15 protein-coding genes are annotated in these 16,971 nt (G+C 48.5%); 11 read left to right on the top strand and 4 right to left on the bottom strand.

The genetic code is table 11. From position 1 onward, the window contains the following. Positions 1-244: 244 nt before the first annotated feature. From MRBLPE1_RS08700 to MRBLPE1_RS08675, 6 genes are read left to right on the top strand one after another with little or no spacing between them, the layout of a single operon-like run. On the top strand, positions 245-1,105 hold the full coding sequence (locus MRBLPE1_RS08700) for a substrate-binding periplasmic protein (protein ID WP_364144089.1): 861 nt from the start codon (positions 245-247) through the stop codon (positions 1,103-1,105). Between the two features lie 29 nt (positions 1,106-1,134). After that, positions 1,135-1,785: an amino acid ABC transporter permease gene (locus tag MRBLPE1_RS08695; protein ID WP_364144087.1), complete on the top strand. Its 651-nt coding sequence runs from the start codon at positions 1,135-1,137 to the stop codon at positions 1,783-1,785. An 11-nt stretch (positions 1,786-1,796) separates the two neighbouring features. Beyond that, positions 1,797-2,576: an amino acid ABC transporter ATP-binding protein gene (locus MRBLPE1_RS08690; RefSeq protein ID WP_364144085.1), complete on the top strand. Its 780-nt coding sequence runs from the start codon at positions 1,797-1,799 to the stop codon at positions 2,574-2,576. Between the two features lies 1 nt (position 2,577). Further along, the gene (locus MRBLPE1_RS08685) at positions 2,578-3,492 is read left to right on the top strand and encodes a nitrilase-related carbon-nitrogen hydrolase (RefSeq protein ID WP_364144082.1); all 915 of its coding nucleotides are present in this window, start codon (positions 2,578-2,580) and stop codon (positions 3,490-3,492) included. Then, positions 3,493-4,266: a sulfite exporter TauE/SafE family protein gene (locus MRBLPE1_RS08680; protein ID WP_364144080.1), complete on the top strand. Its 774-nt coding sequence runs from the start codon at positions 3,493-3,495 to the stop codon at positions 4,264-4,266. A 24-nt stretch (positions 4,267-4,290) separates the two neighbouring features. Further along, complete coding sequence (locus tag MRBLPE1_RS08675) at positions 4,291-4,770, top strand: YhcH/YjgK/YiaL family protein (RefSeq protein WP_364144078.1); 480 nt, start codon at positions 4,291-4,293, stop codon at positions 4,768-4,770. 188 nt (positions 4,771-4,958) lie between these two features. Here MRBLPE1_RS08675 and MRBLPE1_RS08670 read toward each other — a convergent pair whose 3' ends face one another. Then, a complete protein-coding gene (locus MRBLPE1_RS08670) occupies positions 4,959-5,465 on the bottom strand; it encodes an HD domain-containing phosphohydrolase (RefSeq protein WP_364144077.1) in 507 nt (168 codons plus the stop codon). Between the two features lie 18 nt (positions 5,466-5,483). Beyond that, the gene (locus tag MRBLPE1_RS08665) at positions 5,484-7,718 is read right to left on the bottom strand and encodes a UvrD-helicase domain-containing protein (RefSeq protein WP_364144075.1); all 2,235 of its coding nucleotides are present in this window, start codon (positions 7,716-7,718) and stop codon (positions 5,484-5,486) included. 69 nt (positions 7,719-7,787) lie between these two features. On the opposite strand from MRBLPE1_RS08665, the gene MRBLPE1_RS08660 reads away from it, so the two are divergent. The 3 genes from MRBLPE1_RS08660 to MRBLPE1_RS08650 all read left to right on the top strand — a co-directional run bounded on the left by MRBLPE1_RS08660 (position 7,788) and on the right by MRBLPE1_RS08650 (position 11,725). After that, the gene (locus MRBLPE1_RS08660; protein ID WP_364144073.1) at positions 7,788-8,348 is read left to right on the top strand and encodes a GNAT family N-acetyltransferase; all 561 of its coding nucleotides are present in this window, start codon (positions 7,788-7,790) and stop codon (positions 8,346-8,348) included. A gap of 102 nt (positions 8,349-8,450) precedes the next feature. After that, a complete protein-coding gene (locus MRBLPE1_RS08655) occupies positions 8,451-9,746 on the top strand; it encodes an MFS transporter (RefSeq protein ID WP_364144070.1) in 1,296 nt (431 codons plus the stop codon). Further along, positions 9,743-11,725, top strand: a complete 1,983-nt coding sequence (locus MRBLPE1_RS08650) for a glycosyltransferase family 39 protein (protein WP_364144069.1) — start codon at positions 9,743-9,745, stop codon at positions 11,723-11,725. The genes MRBLPE1_RS08655 and MRBLPE1_RS08650 overlap by 4 nt, the downstream gene beginning before the upstream one ends. 25 nt (positions 11,726-11,750) lie before the next feature. Here the strand turns inward: MRBLPE1_RS08650 and MRBLPE1_RS08645 are convergent, their stop codons facing one another. Continuing rightward, on the bottom strand, positions 11,751-12,086 hold the full coding sequence (locus MRBLPE1_RS08645) for a DUF1904 family protein (protein ID WP_364144065.1): 336 nt from the start codon (positions 12,084-12,086) through the stop codon (positions 11,751-11,753). 101 nt (positions 12,087-12,187) lie between these two features. Beyond that, complete coding sequence (locus tag MRBLPE1_RS08640; protein WP_364144062.1) at positions 12,188-13,114, bottom strand: RluA family pseudouridine synthase; 927 nt, start codon at positions 13,112-13,114, stop codon at positions 12,188-12,190. A 189-nt stretch (positions 13,115-13,303) separates the two neighbouring features. Between MRBLPE1_RS08640 and MRBLPE1_RS08635 the strand changes: the two genes are divergently transcribed. Continuing rightward, a complete protein-coding gene (locus tag MRBLPE1_RS08635) occupies positions 13,304-14,854 on the top strand; it encodes a stalk domain-containing protein (protein ID WP_364144059.1) in 1,551 nt (516 codons plus the stop codon). Positions 14,855-15,007: 153 nt separating this feature from the next. After that, the gene (locus tag MRBLPE1_RS08630) at positions 15,008-16,900 is read left to right on the top strand and encodes a B12-binding domain-containing radical SAM protein (protein WP_364144056.1); all 1,893 of its coding nucleotides are present in this window, start codon (positions 15,008-15,010) and stop codon (positions 16,898-16,900) included. Positions 16,901-16,971: the final 71 nt, after the last annotated feature.

Here is a 16,971-nt window from a genome sequence, read left to right as displayed (position 1 = left end):
GTTAATCTAACATAAAATGCATGGGGAATACAGTGCTATTTTAGCGATGATTGCTAAGTGGTTAAAGCACTTTTCACTGTTTTATAGGGGGTATTCAAGTATTTGTTTTGTGGAAGATGATGGCCCTTTGTGATTAATCACCAAAATGGAAGAGGAAGTTTGTGATAGAACTCCAATGTAAATGACAGATATATGTTATACAATCTTACACATAAAGACATTAACAAAATGGGAGTTGGGGAAAATGAAGAAGCTTACAGTACTTAGTGTTCTTTTGGTTATTGCGTCCTTACTAGTGGTTACGGCTTGCGGATCAAATGCTACGACTGCCAAACCATCAGGGGAGAAGCCTGCCAATGCTGCCGAAGCTGAGCCAACCGAGACTGCCAATTCGACGACAGTGGATGAAATTAAAGAAAGAGGCAAGCTGATCATTGGAACAAGCGGTAATTTCCGTCCCATGACTTTTATGAATGAAAAAAGCGAAATTGCAGGCTTTGATATTGAAATCGGCACGATGATTGCGGAGAAGCTCGGCGTGGAGGTTGAGTTTGTTCCGGGGAATATCGGAGGATTGATTCCTGGTCTGGTTGCAGGGAAGTTTGATCTGGTCATGTCCGCGTTATCCGAAACGGAAGAAAGAAAGAAAAGCATCGATTTCTCAATTCCATACGGAAAAGATGGCACGATTGCAGCTGTTTTGAAGGACAACGCTACGGTTACAGACGTAAGTAAGCTAGAAGGTCTAGTAACGGGAGTAATTGGCGGGTCAGGGACGCACACCGCGATTAAAGAAATCGGCGGATACAAGGAATTGAAAGAATATCCGGGCAATGCCGAAGCCTTTACAGATTTAAAGGCAGGCAGAATTGACGTCTATGCCGTAGGCAATATAGCTGCTAATGACTATGTCAAAAATGATAATAGCAACAAACCTTTAAAGCTCGTCGGTGAAGTGGCAGCGATTAAAAACATGGGCGTCGGCATGCGTAAAAACGAGCCTGAACTGAAAGCTGTTATCGATGCTCTAATTGAAGAAAAGCTGAAAGACGGCACGATTGACCAGTTAGCCATGAAATGGATTGGCAATGTGCTTCCGAAATAACAAAAAAATGCAGAAAATGAGTGATGGGCATGGACTTGGAGACAATATCCAACTATTTGCCCCTCTATTTAGAGGGAGCGCTAACGACCTTTAAAATCTCGATACTAGCGATATTATGCGCAACTGCAATTGGGTACGTAATCGCCTTGTTGAGACTTTCCAGCATCGGCGTGTTTCGAGGAATGGCCTTCATGTATGTATGGGTATTTCGAGGCACTCCCTTGATGCTAACCCTATTCTGGCTTTATTACGCTACGCCCTTTGGGCTCACGCTAACGGCGTTTGTTGCAGGGCTTGCCGCAATGTCTATCAATTCAGCCTCTTTTAAATCTGAAATCATTCGAGCGGGATTAATGTCTGTCGATAAAGGGCAACAGGAGGCTGCTGATTCTGTAGGTATGAATCCAATACAAAAGATGATGCGAATAACGATTCCGCAGGCAATAAGGCTTGTGACACCGCCTTATATTAACAATTGTGTCATCATGCTGAAGGAGTCAGCGATAGTATCCATCATTACAGTACCTGATCTTATGCTGGCGGCACAAAGAGCGTACAACAGCTCGTACAGCGTTGCTGAGACGCTCGGCGTTGCCGGTGCCGTTTATTTATCAATGACAAGCGTTCTAATGCTGTTTCAGTACTTAATTGAAAAGAAAATGCGGATCGTGAGGAAATAGGAGGTCAGGCGATGATAAATATCCGGAAATTAAGCAAATCGTTTCATCAGAAAAAAGTACTGGATCAAATAGACCTCGATATTAAAGAAGGCGAAGTCGTATCGATTATAGGACCGAGCGGAGCAGGGAAGAGCACCTTGCTTCGCTGTCTAAACCTGCTGGAGGTTCCTACTTCCGGAGAGATTTATGTGAATACGAGAAAGGCTGAATATAAGACGAATTCTAGCGGCCGACTCACATTCATTTCTCAAATGAAACTCACGTGGCTTCGTTCGGAGGTAAGCATGGTTTTTCAGCAATTTAACCTATGGCCGAACAAAACGGTTCTGGACAATATTACAGAAGGGCCTCGGATCGTGAAGAAGGTGCCGCGTTCACAGGCGGAGGCGAAAGCCAGGCTGCTTCTGGAGAAAGTAGGGCTATTGGATAAAATCAATGCATATCCCGCAAACTTGTCAGGCGGCCAGCAGCAACGGGTTGCCATAGCGCGTGCTTTGGCAATGGAGCCTAAGATCATTTTGTTCGATGAGCCTACATCGGCTCTTGATCCAGAGCTTGTACAAGAGGTGCTGGATATTATGGTTAAGCTTGCCCGAGAAGGGATGACCATGGTTGTTGTTACACATGAGATGAATTTTGCCCGCAATGTTTCGGATCGCGTGTTGTTTATGGAAGATGGCCAGATTACGAAGAGCGGTAAGCCTGAAGACGTATTTAGCACAACGAATGCAAGAATGAATCAATTTTTACGTAACTTTAGTCACACTGCAGAGCTGAAGGGAGTCAACTGAGATGAAAGTCGCAAGCAGTCAGTACCGAGCTAGGAAGCTAAAATCGATAGAGGATTTTGAGAACCATGTGCGTTGGCATGTTAAGTCAGCAGCTGACCAAGGTGCGGAACTATTATTATTACCTGAGTTTTTTACCATAGAGCTTCTAACCCTGCACCAATTTGATAGTAAAAGCAAGGAAGACGTCACACGGATTTTTGAATGGTTCGGCAAGGAGTATGCAAACGTCCTTAATCCATTATGCGGGTCATTGGCAAGGGAGTACGGAATGACGATTGCAGCCGGTTCGCATTTTGCCTATCGGCCTGCAGATGGCTGCTACTATAATACTGCGTTTGTATTCGGGGCCGACGGTTCCGTGCATAAACAGGATAAAATTCATCCCTCCTATGAGATGGTATACAATAAAGAGCTGACTACGCCAGGAAACAAACTCGATATATTCGAAATAAACGGAGTGAAATACGGTATTGCCATTTGCTATGATAACTCGTTTCCCGAAGTAGCGCGCATATTAAGTCAAATGGGTGCAGATATCATATTGGCCCCAACCTGCTGCCTGGATGAATGGGGTCAGAGCCGCAACATATTGTTTGCAAAGGCGCGGGCATCGGAGAATCAGGTCTACGTCATTAACAGCCAACTTATAGGTTCCATTCCGTTTCCTGATCACATTCCCTATGGCTTTACCTTTACAGGGAAGAGCGGCATTTATTCACCCATTCAGCCGATGATCAACAGGCCTAATGCTATTGTTAGTCAGGGCGATGCAAATGTGGAAATGGTCGTGGTGGGCGATATTGATTTGGACTATCTGAGGTTCATTCGAGAAAATGGGCATAATCGCAACCGAACAGATATGAGAACGTCTTTCTACCAGCAATATGCTTTTCAAACAAACGGGCTCGGAAAGTAGATGGTCGTTTTGGATATCTTTGCAGTTATGCTTCTAATGGGTTTAGTACTTGGTTTTGCCGGTACTGGAGGTTCTGGGTTTATTATTGGAATATTGGTTGCTGGCTTTGCAATTCCGGTTCATACGGCGCTTGGCACTTCGATAGCCGCTATGGCTTTCACGACGTTATCCGGATCAATCAGTCATATTAAGGAGGGGAACGCGAGGCTGCGCTCCGGTTTGATTATCGGAGCCTTTGGCGCAGGTGGGGCGTATGCGGGGACGTTCTTAGCCCGTTTGGTTGCAGAAGAGCAGCTCTTATGGCTGACAAGCGGTATGCTCTTGTTGTCGGGATTGCTTATTTGGCTGCGTACTAGCAGCGTATTTCCAAAAAAGGAATTTCCTCTCGAAGAAGAAACGGTAACGCTGGCTAAGCTAAGATTTTGGTGTTTAGCCATCGTGACGGGCCTTGTTACTGGTTCGCTTTCGGGTATTTTTGGAATTGGGTCAACCCCTTTTATTCAGTTGGCTTTACTTGTTTTGTTCGGTTTTCCGCTTCGTCAGGCAGTTGGAACAACGATGGTCGTTATTTTGCCTATCGCGGTTTTTGGATCCATAGGTTTTTTTCAAGCGGGCTATTTGGACTTTACCTTGCTTATCCAAGTGGTTGCAGGCACGATGATAGGCTCTTATATCGGGGCGAAATTTACGAGAAGGGCGCCAAGACTGCTTTTGCGCTCAGCTATGATTATGACACCAATTGCCGGGGCTCTTCTTCTGCTTGTCAAACTGTAGTGTTAACGGAGGGGAGGTTATACGATGATGATTGGAGATTTCAGCAACTGGCAGACAGAAAAAAGGGTAATTTCGTCAGCTCTTGCGGAAAAATTAGAGTATCTTCGATTAACTCCATTTGAACAAATGGAGGATGGTGTATATCCTGCCCTAGACGATGGAACCTATTTAATTATTCAACATAAGGAACTGCAACCCTACCATGAGGTGATGCCAGAGCAGCATCGGAGCTATGTAGATATTCACTTTATGATATCGGGCATGGAGAAAATGGGGTTTGCAAGAGACTGCGGCAGAAATAAGGCTGCTACAGTTATGTCGAAGGTGGAGGATCATACGTTTTTTGAGGCTGTGGAGGCAGAAACGGAGCTTGTTCTATTTCCGGGGCAATATATCGTATTATTGCCTTCTGACATTCATCGGCCATGGTGCAGGGCAGACGGTATGCATAAAGTCAGAAAAGCGCTGCTGAAGGTCCCCGTATGCATACTGGAATTGCAATAGGCAATCTCAGGACTGATTTATTTGTTGGAGAAAAAGTTAGGGCTGCCTCATTAGGTCGTTTTAAGACCTGAAGAAGCAGCCCTTAGCTAAGCTAACTAGTAATAGGGGTTCATCATATCAGTTTCTAGAAACTAGGCAAGCGGCAAACATCACAAGCTTTCCTGTGATGGCTGCCGCTAATTTTTTGGCTATACGGATTCATTATGAATAAGAGCCAGGAACGAGTCGACCAAATCAGGATCAAAATGGCGGCCGCGCTGTTCTCTGATATAGGCAACCGCACGCTGCTCGGACCACTTTTCTTTGTAAGGACGGATGCTGGTTAAAGCGTCAAATACATCAACTACACTTACGATACGGGCTTCAATCGGAATGCTTTCGCCGGAAAGCTTTTGCGGATAGCCGGTGCCGTCCCATTTTTCATGATGGTATAAAATAATATTTTTTCCCATGGCGAGCTCCTGGTTGAATAAATCATCATTCAGCTCCGCATATATTTTGTCAATGATATCGACGCCGATTTGCGTGTGCGTTCGCAAGATGCCTGCTTTTTTACCGATGATTTCTGTTGAAGAGTAACCCGTAATTTTCTCGTAGGCCGGATTGACGGCCAAGATAAGATGCTCTTTATCCGTTATGATGACGGCATCTGCGAGCTTGAGATAAGGAACTAGTTGATCATTTAAGCTGCTCATGCCGCGAATCGTTTCTCCTTACTTCTTTTTCTTGGGCAAGGCCTTGGTTCCTTGCTCCATGGGCGATTGACATAAAGGACATGCCCGTGCTTCGGTTTGTGAATCTTCATACGTAATGATTCGCTGCCATACCTGGCAGGAAGGGCTGGTACACAGCCAGGACAGCACCGATTCGGAATCGCCGTCCTCCTCTTCCCCGTTCCTAAAGGCAGACCGGATAAATCGTGATAATTCTGCCGGTTTGCCTCGGTAAAGCGCGGGGGAGCTAATATAGAGCTCCTCTTCGGCCCTTGTTACCGCAACATACGCGAGGCGCCTTTCTTCCTCTAGTGCTTCGGTAAGCGCGTCATCGCCGGTCTGGATGGAGCTGCGGTCACTGTGCTTATCGGCTGCAAGCGCGGAGCTATGCGGGAGAATTCCTTCCGAGACGCCGATTACGAATACGACGGGAAACTCGAGTCCCTTGGATTTGTGAATCGACATCAGCGATATCGCGCTGCGGTTATGCTCATGCTTCTGGAGCTGCTGCACGGCAGCATGCTTGTCCGTAATATCGTCGATATAGGCTAAAAAAGCTTCAATGGTGTCGTAAGTGCCCGCGGCAGCTTCGAACTCGTCGAGCACTTCCTTAAGCCCTTCTTTGTGCTCCGTCATTTCATGACGCTTGCTGGTTTCGAGAAATTGGTCATAAAAGGCTTGGCGAAGCTGCATAATAGCGGCAGCAGGCTTTAAATCCGTCAATGATTTGATCAGCTTGATGCGTTCTTTGATTTTGTCCTTTTGAAACTCTTTCAGCTGCGGGAACTCTAGCAAATGGATAAGCGGCCATTTTTTTGCCCGCTGCTTATCTTGGTTCCAAATGAAGGCCATTGCCTGCTCCCGATTGACATAAAGGGAGGGCAGCAGCGTTTCCATGGCATCGAAATTGCGTCGATCCTGCACCAGCCGCAAATGGGCAAGCAGCGGCTTGATCGCCCATTGCTCGTAAAAAAGCTGTCCATCGCCGAAATCGATGAACGGAAGCTCTTTGGTCAGCAGCAGCTCGATAAGCGCTCTGCTGCTGCTCGCCGTACGGAACAAGACGGCAAAATCGCCATAGGTGCGCTTGCCTTGGTTGATCTGCTCTGTGATCGTATCCGCGATGAGCTTGGCCTCGTCCTGCGTGGTTTTGAGGCGGGCGTAAGATGGGTTTGCGCCTTTGGGCTTCACGGCCAGCAGGGTTTTCTCCTTGCGAAGCTTATTGTATTGAATGATGGCATTGCCAAGACCGACGATTGTGCTTGTCGAGCGGTAGTTAATATCGAGAATATAGGTGGCCGCGCCTGGATATTGATGCTCGAAATTCAAGATATAATCGTTTTTTGCGCCGTTAAACGAGTAAATCGTCTGATCGTCATCGCCGACGACCATCAGGTTGCGATGCTTGTCGGCCAGCATTTGCACGAGAACGTACTGCACCTGATTGGTATCTTGAAATTCATCGATCATAACATATTGGAATCGCGTTTGAAGCGTTGCTAACAGGGACTCGTCCTCCCGAAGAAGCTTATAAGCCTCCAAAAGAAGATCATCGTAATCGAGCTTATCCATGTCTTTCTTCCACTGCTCGTATCGCGTGAACAGCAGCTTAAGCTCACGCTCCTCCGTCGTCGAAGAAGGAAGGTCGCTCACATTGATCATTTGCAGCTTAATAGCCGAAAGCTGGGCGAGCAGCGTTTCGGGCTCGTATTCGTTTTGCAGGAGGAGCTCCCGCATAAGCCTTTTGAAAAAGATATGCTTCTGGCCGGTTTCACCCAGAATACCCTGGCGGTAACCGCGTCCCCTCAGAAGCTGGAGGCAAAATGAGTGGAAAGTGCGCGCCTCGACGCCGCGTGCAGCCTGCGGATTAACGACGGGCAGCGAATGGATGCGGCTTCGCATTTCATCCGCCGCTTTTTTGGAGAAGGTCATTAGTAAAATATGCTGCGGCCGCAAATTCTGTACAGAAAGCAAATAAGCGGTCCGGCATACGAGTACGGAAGTCTTGCCTGAGCCGGCTCCCGCTAGCGTTAGAGCGGGCCCTTGATGATGTCGTACGGCAGCAATTTGCGGCCGGTTAAGGGAAATGCCGTATTGCTCCAGCGCGCGAAAAAAACCGGAATCCCGTTCATCGGAGCCGACAAGCTGGCGGCTCGTCTCGGCCTCCGCTTTGGTCGCATAGGGTACCTCGCTGTTTCTAACGCCAATGGGAAATGTATAATAGTTATTGCTCACTGCTTCATCACCTTTAGAAATAATATTCATTTATTATAACAGAACATAAAAAGAATGAGGGATGCCATCATGATAGAACCAGCTGGAAAAGAAGATGTGCAGGAAGTTATGCCGTTGCTCCTTGCAGCGATCGGCCACATCGCGTACACGTTAGCGGGAACGGATGATTCAAAGGAAGCAGTGCGAATTCTTTCTGATTTTTATGCGCGCGAGGACAATCGGATCAGCTATAAGCATGTACTTGTCGACAGGCGGGAAGACGGGATAGCCGGTATGCTGCTCAGCTATGCCGGGGATGGAGCGGCGGCGCTTGACCTGCCTTTTGTTAACCGGGAGGGACGGGAGTCGGGTGCACGCGCCGATGAAACCATTGCCGTAGAGGCGAAGGAAGGGGAGTATTATCTGGATTCCATCGCGGTCGATGAACGTTACCAAGGGCAAGGCATCGCCAAAGCGCTGATCAGCGCCTTTGAACGGAAGGGCCTGGAGCAGGGCTACAAGAGGCTGTCGCTCATTGTGGAACCGGATAATGCGAGAGCTTATGCGCTGTACGAAAAACTGAATTACATCGAGGACGGCTCGATTCAAGTGAGCGGAAGCCGTTATATCCGAATGGTGAAGCAAAATTGATCCAAAAGTTAATTATGGAATAATAAGGGTTTATACGGTAAGATGAGAGAGTTATTTCTACCCTATTTGATAGACTTTCATCGTACCGGGAGCGTGTTATCCATGGCCATTCCAAGCTTCAAATCGAAACTAGCGTACAGCTCAGGTAATTTATCGGTTAACCTGATCGCACAGGCCTTTGCATCGTACATCGTTTTTTATTACGTAGACGTGCTGGGCGTAAAGCCCGCGCTCATCAGTGCGGCAATGGTCATTCATGGCATCGTTAATGCCTTGTTAAATCCGTTGTTCGGGCATATTTCGGACCGTACAAGCAGCCGTTTTGGCAGACGCGTACCCTATATGCTGTTTGGCATGGTGCCGCTGGCGGCGTTGTTTACGGCGATATGGTTTCCAGTCGGCACAGGCATGACATTATTTTGGTATTTTTTAACGGTCGTGCTGCTTTATGATATTTTGTTTGTTATGGTCGTTTTGAATTATTCTGCTTTATTTCCGGAGATGTTTACGACGATGAAGGAACGGGCATCCGTATCTTCTTGGAGGCAGATGTTCGGCATCTTGGGAATGATCATAGGCGTAGCGCTGCCGCCGCTCGTTTACGGCAAGCTGGGCTGGGGGCCGATGGGGGCTATTTTTGCAGGGATCGCGCTTCTATTCTTGGTTATCATGGTGTCGGCCAGCAAAGAGAAGGTCGTCGTTCAACGGGAAGAAATCGGATTTCTCCAGTCTTTGAAATTTACGTTTTCTAATAAAGCGTTCGTATTCTACGTAATCGGCAGCTTTTTCGTCCAATTTACGTTCGCCATGCTGCCCGCTGCGATACCTTTCTTTACCAAATACGTGCTCGGTGCCGGAGATGAAAGCAATACGGTATTGTTAGGCGCAATTTTTATTGCCGCTATACCCTGCGTCTATGTATGGGGGAGATTGGTTCAAAAATGGGGCGCGCGCCAAACGGTCATTGCTGCCGTCGGCTTATATGCGCTTGCCATGATTCCTTTTCTATTCGTATCAAGCGTTGCTGCGGCGGCGGCTGCAGCTGCTGCCATCGGCATAGGCCTGGCGGGGCTGCTCGTTTTGCTGGATGTGCTTTTGTCCGAGATTATCGATGAAGACGAGAAGCGGACAAGGGTGCGCAGGGAAGGCATGTACTTTGGCATGAATGGCTTTATCGTCAAATGGGGCGTTTCGCTGCAGGCAGTCGTACTCGGCTTTATTTTGGAGGGCACCGGTTATGTAAAGGATGCCGTGCAGGCGGAGGCTGCTGTGTGGGGCATTCGTTCGATGCTGAGCATCATCCCGTTTATCGCTTTGCTCATCGCACTGGTTTTCTTTTTTCTTTATCCGATTAGACAGTCTAACACTACAACAAGAAACGGTGACCACAAGCAATGATTCGTTTTTATAACTGGATAACACAAAACAAACGGATTGTTATGCTGTTTCTCATAGGCGCGGCAGTAAGGGTTCTCTATGCGGGTTCTATTCCGGGAGGCTTAAACCAGGACGAAGCATCGATCGGTTATGAAGCCTATTCCATCCTACATTATGGCATCGACCGCAACGGCATTTCGCTTCCGATTCATTTGATCGCTTGGGGGAGCGGACAAAATGCTCTTTATGCTTACTTGTCCATGCCGTTCATTTACTTATTCGGTTTAACCCCTTTATCCGTCCGTATGGTCAGTATTTTGTTCGGGCTTATCAGCATGGTGATCTTCTACGTCATCGCGAAGCAAATATTTAAGAGAGAGCCTGCTGCAGCTGCGGCGGCTTTCTTGATCGTCATTTGCCCTTGGCACATCATGATGTCCAGGTGGGCGCTTGAATCGAATCTTTTTCCTTCGCTTGTGCTGTTTGCCGTCTTTTTTTTGTTTAAAGCCTTCCAACAGCCCAAATGGCTGATTGGTTTCACGGTTACGCTGGCCGCTTCGTTATACGCTTACGGCACGGCCTATTTTTTTGTCCCGGTGTTTGCGCTGGGCGTCGTGACGCTTCTTATAGCAGCTAAGAGGTTTAGGCCGCGCGTACTGCTTTGGAATAGCGCTGCCTTCCTCATTCTTGCGGCGCCTATTGGCTTGTTTCTTCTAATTAACCGTTACCCAATGCCAACCATGCGATTTCTTTTCTCTATTCCGAAGCTTACCGTTCCACGCGTAGAGCAGGTATCTACGGCATTCGAAGGCCATGCTTTATCGATGCTCGCGCAGCATTTCAAACCGTTTTTGAAAATGTATCTCACGCAAACCGACGGTCTGCTTTGGAACGCGATTCCTAAGTTCGGCTATATGTATCCGCTGGCACTGCCGCTGATCGGGATCGGAATTTTTTGCGGGGGCTATCAATTAATTAAGCATTTTAAAGCGGAAAAGGCGATTATCGCCATTTGGTTCGGAACGGCCCTTCTGATGACGCTGATTACGGACGTGAATATCAATCGAATCAACATTATCTTTTATCCGACGGTATTTTTGGCTGTGGCTGGTTTAATGTGGCTGCATAAGAAGATTAAATACTCTTTTGTCATCGCGGTCACGGCTTTTTCGATCTTTTTTGTTTCTTTCAGCGGGTATTATTTCACTTCGTACGCCAAACAAATCAGTCCGCTTTTTTTTGAATCCTTTGGCGAGGCCGTGCAATACGCTTCGGATGAGACGGCCGGCCGGATTTACGTGACGGATGAGGTCATGATGCCTTATATTTACGTATTATTTTATGAGAGAATCAATCCGCGGCAATTTATCGAGACGGTCGATTACGTAAATCAGGGGGGCGCCTTCCAATTTGTCCGATCCTTCGGCAGGTACTATTTTGAGCAGCCACAGCTTAGGCCGAATGAAGACGCCGTTTATATTTTTTCGAACAACGATGTGATTCCGAGTGAAGAATCGGGCTATAAAATCAAGAAATTCAAGCATTACACGGTCGTAAGCGGTAAAGGAACGCAAGCGCCTGCTCCGGTTCATGAATCATTCCGAAATGGCGGCTTTGAGGAGGATCGTCAGTATTGGTCGTTTACATCCGGTACGGGCATTGGTACGAACCGGCCTTATAGCGGGACAAAGCTGATGTACGTGGACCCTGGCAACGAGCATCGCGCTTCCCAAACCTTTGTTAGCCCGGTTGCCGGTGAGTATATCCTCTCAGCCAAAACGAGCGCAAACGCGGAGGGCGGGATGATCGGGGTTTCCATTAACGGGGTGATCGTACAACAACAGCCTGTCCAAGCCCATGAACAATTTGAGGAAATTAGGCTGCCTGCCGTGTCGGTTGCCGAGCAGGATACGGTTTCTGTTTATTTTACCGGAGGAGGCTCCGGCTGGATGAATATCGACGAGGTGGAGTGGACGATTCAGCCTACGGTGAAAAGGTAGGAAAATGGCTTAACGCCATTTTTTTTCACTCCTCGACCGGTTCGCCGTTGATATAATAGCTGTCCTCGCGGTAGGCGTGGAACACGATCTCGATTTCGGGAATGCTGAGCTGCCCCACGTAACGGGTGACGGCTTGCGCGAAGCGGCTTCTGACATCCTTCCCGCGCTCGAACCAGCCAACCTCAATGAACGCAAAAGCAGGCTCGCCGGGCAGGCTGCCAAAAACGCTTGTCGCATGCAGGCAAGCCATTGTGAAATTATCGGTGCCGCACTCGCAAATCGCGGCAAGCTCTTCGGCAAGCGGCGCGGCGACGGCTTGCAGCTGCTCGGCTGCGACGCCGCGGAATAATAGATGTGGCATATCCGGTACCTCCTGTTTTTTTGAATAAATAACCATAGTAGTATAACAAAAATAAGCATCGGCCGCTTTAACTAAGCGTCCGATGCTTATTATTTTTCCTGTTATTCGGTTACGTGGAACGGTTTTAGGAACAGCTTCGGGATTTCGGTTTCGAATCGGACCAGTTTTCCTGTGACGGGATGCGTAAAAGCAAGGACTCGCGCATGCAAGCCAAGCCGGCCGATTGTTCTCGAGCGCGCACCGTACTTTTTGTCGCCGACGATAGGATGTCCAATGTCTTCCATATGCACGCGGATTTGGTTTTTTCGGCCCGTTTCGAGCTGGACCTCCAGAAGGGAGAAGCTTTTGTTTGCGCTAAGCACCTTGTAGTGGGTAACCGCGTGCAGGCCGTCATTCGGGTATGCGCTTGAATACATTTTGAGCGTCTTGCTTTCTTTCAGCCACGAAGAAACCGTTCCTTTTTCTTTCTTAACGAAACCTTCTACCAGCGCGACATAGATGCGCTCCAAGACGGTGTCCTGCCAAGTATTTTGCAACTGCTGCTGTACGGCCTCGCTCTTAGCAAACATCATGACTCCGGAGGTATCGCGATCCAACCGGTGCACAACGAAGATTCTGTTTTTCGGATTTTCAAGCCGGACATGAGCCGTTAGCTGACGGTAGGCGGTAATTTCATTTTCCGGTGCGTTATCAGACGAAATGGAAAGCAGCCCGGCTTCCTTCTTAATGACGATGAGATGCTCATCCTCAAACAGGATAGCGAGCCCTTCCAGCGGCAGCTTTTCTTGGGGCCGCTCTTTGCCTACCGTAACGGTCTGGCCCGGCTGAAGCGGATAGTTGTATGCCGTGGTCGCTTTGCCGCCAACCGATACCTGCCCATGCGCCAAAATCGATTTGACGACGTTCCGTCCGGCGCCGGATATATTTTTTATTAGAAAAGGAAGCAGCTCTATCGGTTCGGTAACCGGATAGGACTTGCTCTTGTCTGCTTGTTTTTGAGGAGCTCCCCGCTTTTTTCCTCTGTGCATGCTAAAAAACCTCCTAGATTCAATGCTCCTACTATACCATGAGTGAAGGCTTCAGTTCTAATCTTCTATTTATCATTCAGGCACACTCTATCAAAGCCGGATTGATAGACAAAGCACAAACAGGAATGGTAGGATTATTGATAGATATACCATATGGTGAAAATGGAAAAGGTTGGAGGAACTAATCGCGTGAAAACAAAACTTATTCAGTCCCTGCTTAGTCCCTTGCTCGTAGCGGGCTTATTGCTTGCTCCGCTGCCAGGGCTCAGCGGAAGTGCCGCAGCGGCGGCCGGCGCTGCGAACAAAGCGGTTGTGTCCTCGGTTCAGCAATTACAGGTTGTTGTAGACGGCAAGAAGCTTAGCCTATCGGCTGCAGCGTACACAGAGAAGGGCGTTACCTTCGTGCCTATGCGCGATATTTTTACGGCGCTTGGCGCTTCGGTTACATGGGAGAGCAAGACGGGCACGATTATCGGACGAAAAGGCTATTTATCGATTTCTCTTCAAGTAGGCAAGAACACAGCGGTCATTAACGGCAATACGGTTAAACTCGATGCTCCGGCAATCGTTCGCAAGGGCGTTACGTTTGTTCCTGCTCGATTCATAGCCGAATCTCTTAACGCAACGGTAAAATGGGATAAAGCTGCAAAGGCTGTTCGCATCACCTCCCAAGAAGCTGCCGAAAATGCGGATTACGAGGAATGGCTTGAACAGCAGAAGAACCTGCCAACGCTGACAAGCAAAGAAATCGTAGATAAATTCGACGAGAGCGTCGTTTTGATCATGACGAACCGCGCGCAAGGCAGCGGCGTCGTCATCGGAGAAAATCTGATCCTTACAAATTATCATGTTATTTCGGACGCAGCGTCGGCCACTGCGCTGACGATCAATGGCGAAGAGCTGAAAATAACCGGCGTCGTTAATTACGATGAGAATGCGGATCTCGCTATCATTAAAACAGCCGAGCCCATGGATATTGCTCCTGTTACTTTGGGTTACGGATTAAATTCTTACAAGGGCGGCAAGGTTGTTGCCATCGGCAGCCCGCTAGGCTTGCAGAACACGGTCTCCGACGGCTTGATCAGCAATATTACCTACCAAGACGGTATAAGATACATCCAGACAAGCGCTCCAATCGATCACGGAAGCTCAGGCGGTGCATTATTCAACGAATTCGGTGATCTGATCGGCATTACGACGCTTGGCTACTCCGGCACGAACGCCGACCTAAACTTCGCCGTATCGATTATTCATGCAGCCAGCCTGAACAGCGAAGTGACGGACAAAAAGTTGGCGAGCGCGGCATTTTTACCATCCAGTCTGCCAACAACATTGGTGGGCGCGCCTCTGGCAGATATCGAGAAGCTGCTTAAGGATCAATATGGTTCGCTTTCAACGACGGAAGGCGAGGCGGCATTTACGAAGTGGGAGGCAAAGCGTGACTCCTCCGGCTGGCTGGTGCTTACTGCTGACATAGATCCTTTGTTCTATATGTATTATGGAGCAGCATCGGCACAGGAGCTTCGCCTTTGGGCGATTAACCTGGGATACGAGTTCCATGCCATGCTGCCTGACGATAAGATACAAGTCATCATTTCTTACCAGCGCGATTACGGATTTGAACCGCGCGGCTTTGCCGCAGGCGAGGTTTCCTCCCTTGGCGGCGACAAATGGCGGGTTCGTTTCCCCGTCATCGATATGCAGCTGAAAAATGAGCTTTTTATTAAAGTAAGAGTGTAAGTGAGGCGAGGCATCCAGGCCGCGATACGCGGAAAGGGATGCCTCTTCTTTTTTTCATCTTTTTTCGGTACAATAGAAGGCATCTTGCTAATGCGCGATGAGAAGCCCTCGTTCCGCAGAATACGCAAATGCTTAAGTTAGAGAGGTTATGCTATGAAAGTGGTACTGTCCACCTTAAACGCAAAGTTTATACACACATCGCTTGCGCTGCGCTGTTTAAAGGCATTCAGCGGCGATAGATTCGATATCGATATTGCGGAGTACACCATTAAAGATCCGGTCATGAACATCGTTTCGGATATTTTTTCCCGGAAGCCAGATGTCGTCGGATTCTCCTGTTATATTTGGAACATCGAGGAAACGATCACGGTCATCAACATGCTGCGGAAGATCATGCCGGAGATCAAGATCATACTCGGCGGTCCCGAGGTCAGCTATGATATGGACTACTGGATGGAGCGCGTGCAGGAGGTTGACTTTATCGTGGTCGGGGAAGGCGAAGAGACCTTCCACCATTTGCTGACGGAGATCGAAGGCGACGGCAAATACCATATGGTGTTTGGGATCACCTACCGGAAGCAGCGCGAGGATCGCGTCGAGGTTCTTGTTAATCCACCGCGTCCGAAATTGAACTTGAACGAGCTGCCGTCCCCGCATCGCTTTGAGGAGGATATTCCTCATTTGGGAAGCCGCGTCGTTTATTTTGAGACAAGCCGCGGTTGTCCGTTCAGCTGCCAATTTTGCTTATCCAGCATCGAGGTTGGCGTCCGTTATTATGATATGGAGCGAACGAAGGCGGATATTTTGTATTTAATCGAAAAAGGCGCGAAGCTCATTAAGTTCGTCGATCGGACTTTTAATATCAAACGGGATTATGCGCTCGAGATTTTTGAGTTTTTGATCAAAAACCATCAAGGCTGCGTCTTCCAGTTTGAAATTACGGCTGACATTATGCGCCCCGAGGTGCTTGACTATTTGGCCGAAAATGCGCCTGCCGGCATCTTCCGCTTTGAAATCGGCGTGCAATCGACCAATGATCCAACAAACGAAGCGGTTCAGCGCCGGCAAAATTGGATGAAGCTTGTACGTACCGTAATGAAGGTGAAAAATTCGCAAAAGATCGATCAGCATCTCGATTTGATTGCCGGACTGCCGCTTGAAAATTACGATACGTTCCGCGGAACGTTTAATGATGTGTTCGAGCTTCGTCCCGAGGAGCTTCAGCTTGGCTTTCTCAAAATGCTGCGCGGTACCGGATTGCGCCGCGAAGCGGATAAATGGGGTTACATCTATATGGACAGATCACCGTATGAAATGCTTGGCAATGATCTCATGCCATTCGGCGATATCGTCCGGATCAAACGGGTAGAGGACGTGCTCGAGAAATATTGGAACGCGCACCGGATGGACCACACGCTTCTTTATTTGGTTGACCGGGTGTTCCCTTCGCCCTTCGACTTTTTCCAAGCGTTCGGCGATTTCTGGGAGCGGAGCGGCTGGCAAAAGATCGGCCATCAGCTGGAAGATCTGTACTCGCGGCTTTGGGCGTTCCTCGAATCGCTTCCGCTTTCCGGCAAGAAGGCTGTTGGATCCTTGCCGGCACCGCAGGAGGATTCGGAAAAAGTCTCCTTTACCTTCGACGAAGTGCTCGCGATCGCCGGGTCACGGCTTGATTCCGACGTGGTGCTGGGGCTTATGAAATATGATTATTTCCTTAATCACAACTATAAACCGCGTAAAACCTGGTGGGAGTTTACGATGGACAAGTCCGTATGGAGCGGCTGGATGCGCCGTTTGGCGGAACGTCCCGAGGATGTATCTCCTGCGTTCGCTGCTTTAGGTTTCGGAGAGAAAGAGCTTCATAAGCATGCCGTTATCGAGAAGCTGCCATTCGATCTTGCCGAATTCCTATCTTCGGGAGAGGTCGTTCGGGAGCGGCATACGCTGCTTGTCGTGCTTTATGCGCTCGAGGCGGGCAGCAGCAAGCCGAAGCCGCGTCCGTTCACGTTGACCGTGGAGGCGGAGCAGAAGGCTCTGCAAAGCTAGTTTGGTTTTTAGTATCGGAAAAATATAAAAGAACCGCCGACCCCAAGTTTCGCAGGGTCGGCGGTTCTTTT

The sequence above is a fragment of the Paenibacillus sp. LPE1-1-1.1 genome (assembly GCF_040676435.1).
In the GTDB taxonomy this organism is placed as follows: domain Bacteria; phylum Bacillota; class Bacilli; order Paenibacillales; family Paenibacillaceae; genus Pristimantibacillus.
The sequence above is the reverse complement of the archived record's forward strand: the minus strand, read 5'-3'. Positions and strand labels throughout refer to the sequence as shown.

What these genes read in the sequence shown, in the direction of transcription:
- MRBLPE1_RS08700 (WP_364144089.1), top strand. Translation starts at nt 245, where the DNA reads ATGAAGAAGCTTACAGTACTTAGTGTTCTTTTGGTTATTGCGTCCTTA.
- MRBLPE1_RS08695 (WP_364144087.1), top strand. Translation starts at nt 1,135, where the DNA reads ATGGACTTGGAGACAATATCCAACTATTTGCCCCTCTATTTAGAGGGA.
- MRBLPE1_RS08690 (WP_364144085.1), top strand. Translation starts at nt 1,797, where the DNA reads ATGATAAATATCCGGAAATTAAGCAAATCGTTTCATCAGAAAAAAGTA.
- MRBLPE1_RS08685 (WP_364144082.1), top strand. Translation starts at nt 2,578, where the DNA reads ATGAAAGTCGCAAGCAGTCAGTACCGAGCTAGGAAGCTAAAATCGATA.
- MRBLPE1_RS08680 (WP_364144080.1), top strand. Translation starts at nt 3,493, where the DNA reads ATGGTCGTTTTGGATATCTTTGCAGTTATGCTTCTAATGGGTTTAGTA.
- MRBLPE1_RS08675 (WP_364144078.1), top strand. Translation starts at nt 4,291, where the DNA reads ATGATGATTGGAGATTTCAGCAACTGGCAGACAGAAAAAAGGGTAATT.
- MRBLPE1_RS08670 (WP_364144077.1), bottom strand. Translation starts at nt 5,465, where the DNA reads ATGAGCAGCTTAAATGATCAACTAGTTCCTTATCTCAAGCTCGCAGAT.
- MRBLPE1_RS08660 (WP_364144073.1), top strand. Translation starts at nt 7,788, where the DNA reads ATGATAGAACCAGCTGGAAAAGAAGATGTGCAGGAAGTTATGCCGTTG.
- MRBLPE1_RS08655 (WP_364144070.1), top strand. Translation starts at nt 8,451, where the DNA reads ATGGCCATTCCAAGCTTCAAATCGAAACTAGCGTACAGCTCAGGTAAT.
- MRBLPE1_RS08650 (WP_364144069.1), top strand. Translation starts at nt 9,743, where the DNA reads ATGATTCGTTTTTATAACTGGATAACACAAAACAAACGGATTGTTATG.
- MRBLPE1_RS08645 (WP_364144065.1), bottom strand. Translation starts at nt 12,086, where the DNA reads ATGCCACATCTATTATTCCGCGGCGTCGCAGCCGAGCAGCTGCAAGCC.
- MRBLPE1_RS08640 (WP_364144062.1), bottom strand. Translation starts at nt 13,114, where the DNA reads ATGCACAGAGGAAAAAAGCGGGGAGCTCCTCAAAAACAAGCAGACAAG.
- MRBLPE1_RS08630 (WP_364144056.1), top strand. Translation starts at nt 15,008, where the DNA reads ATGAAAGTGGTACTGTCCACCTTAAACGCAAAGTTTATACACACATCG.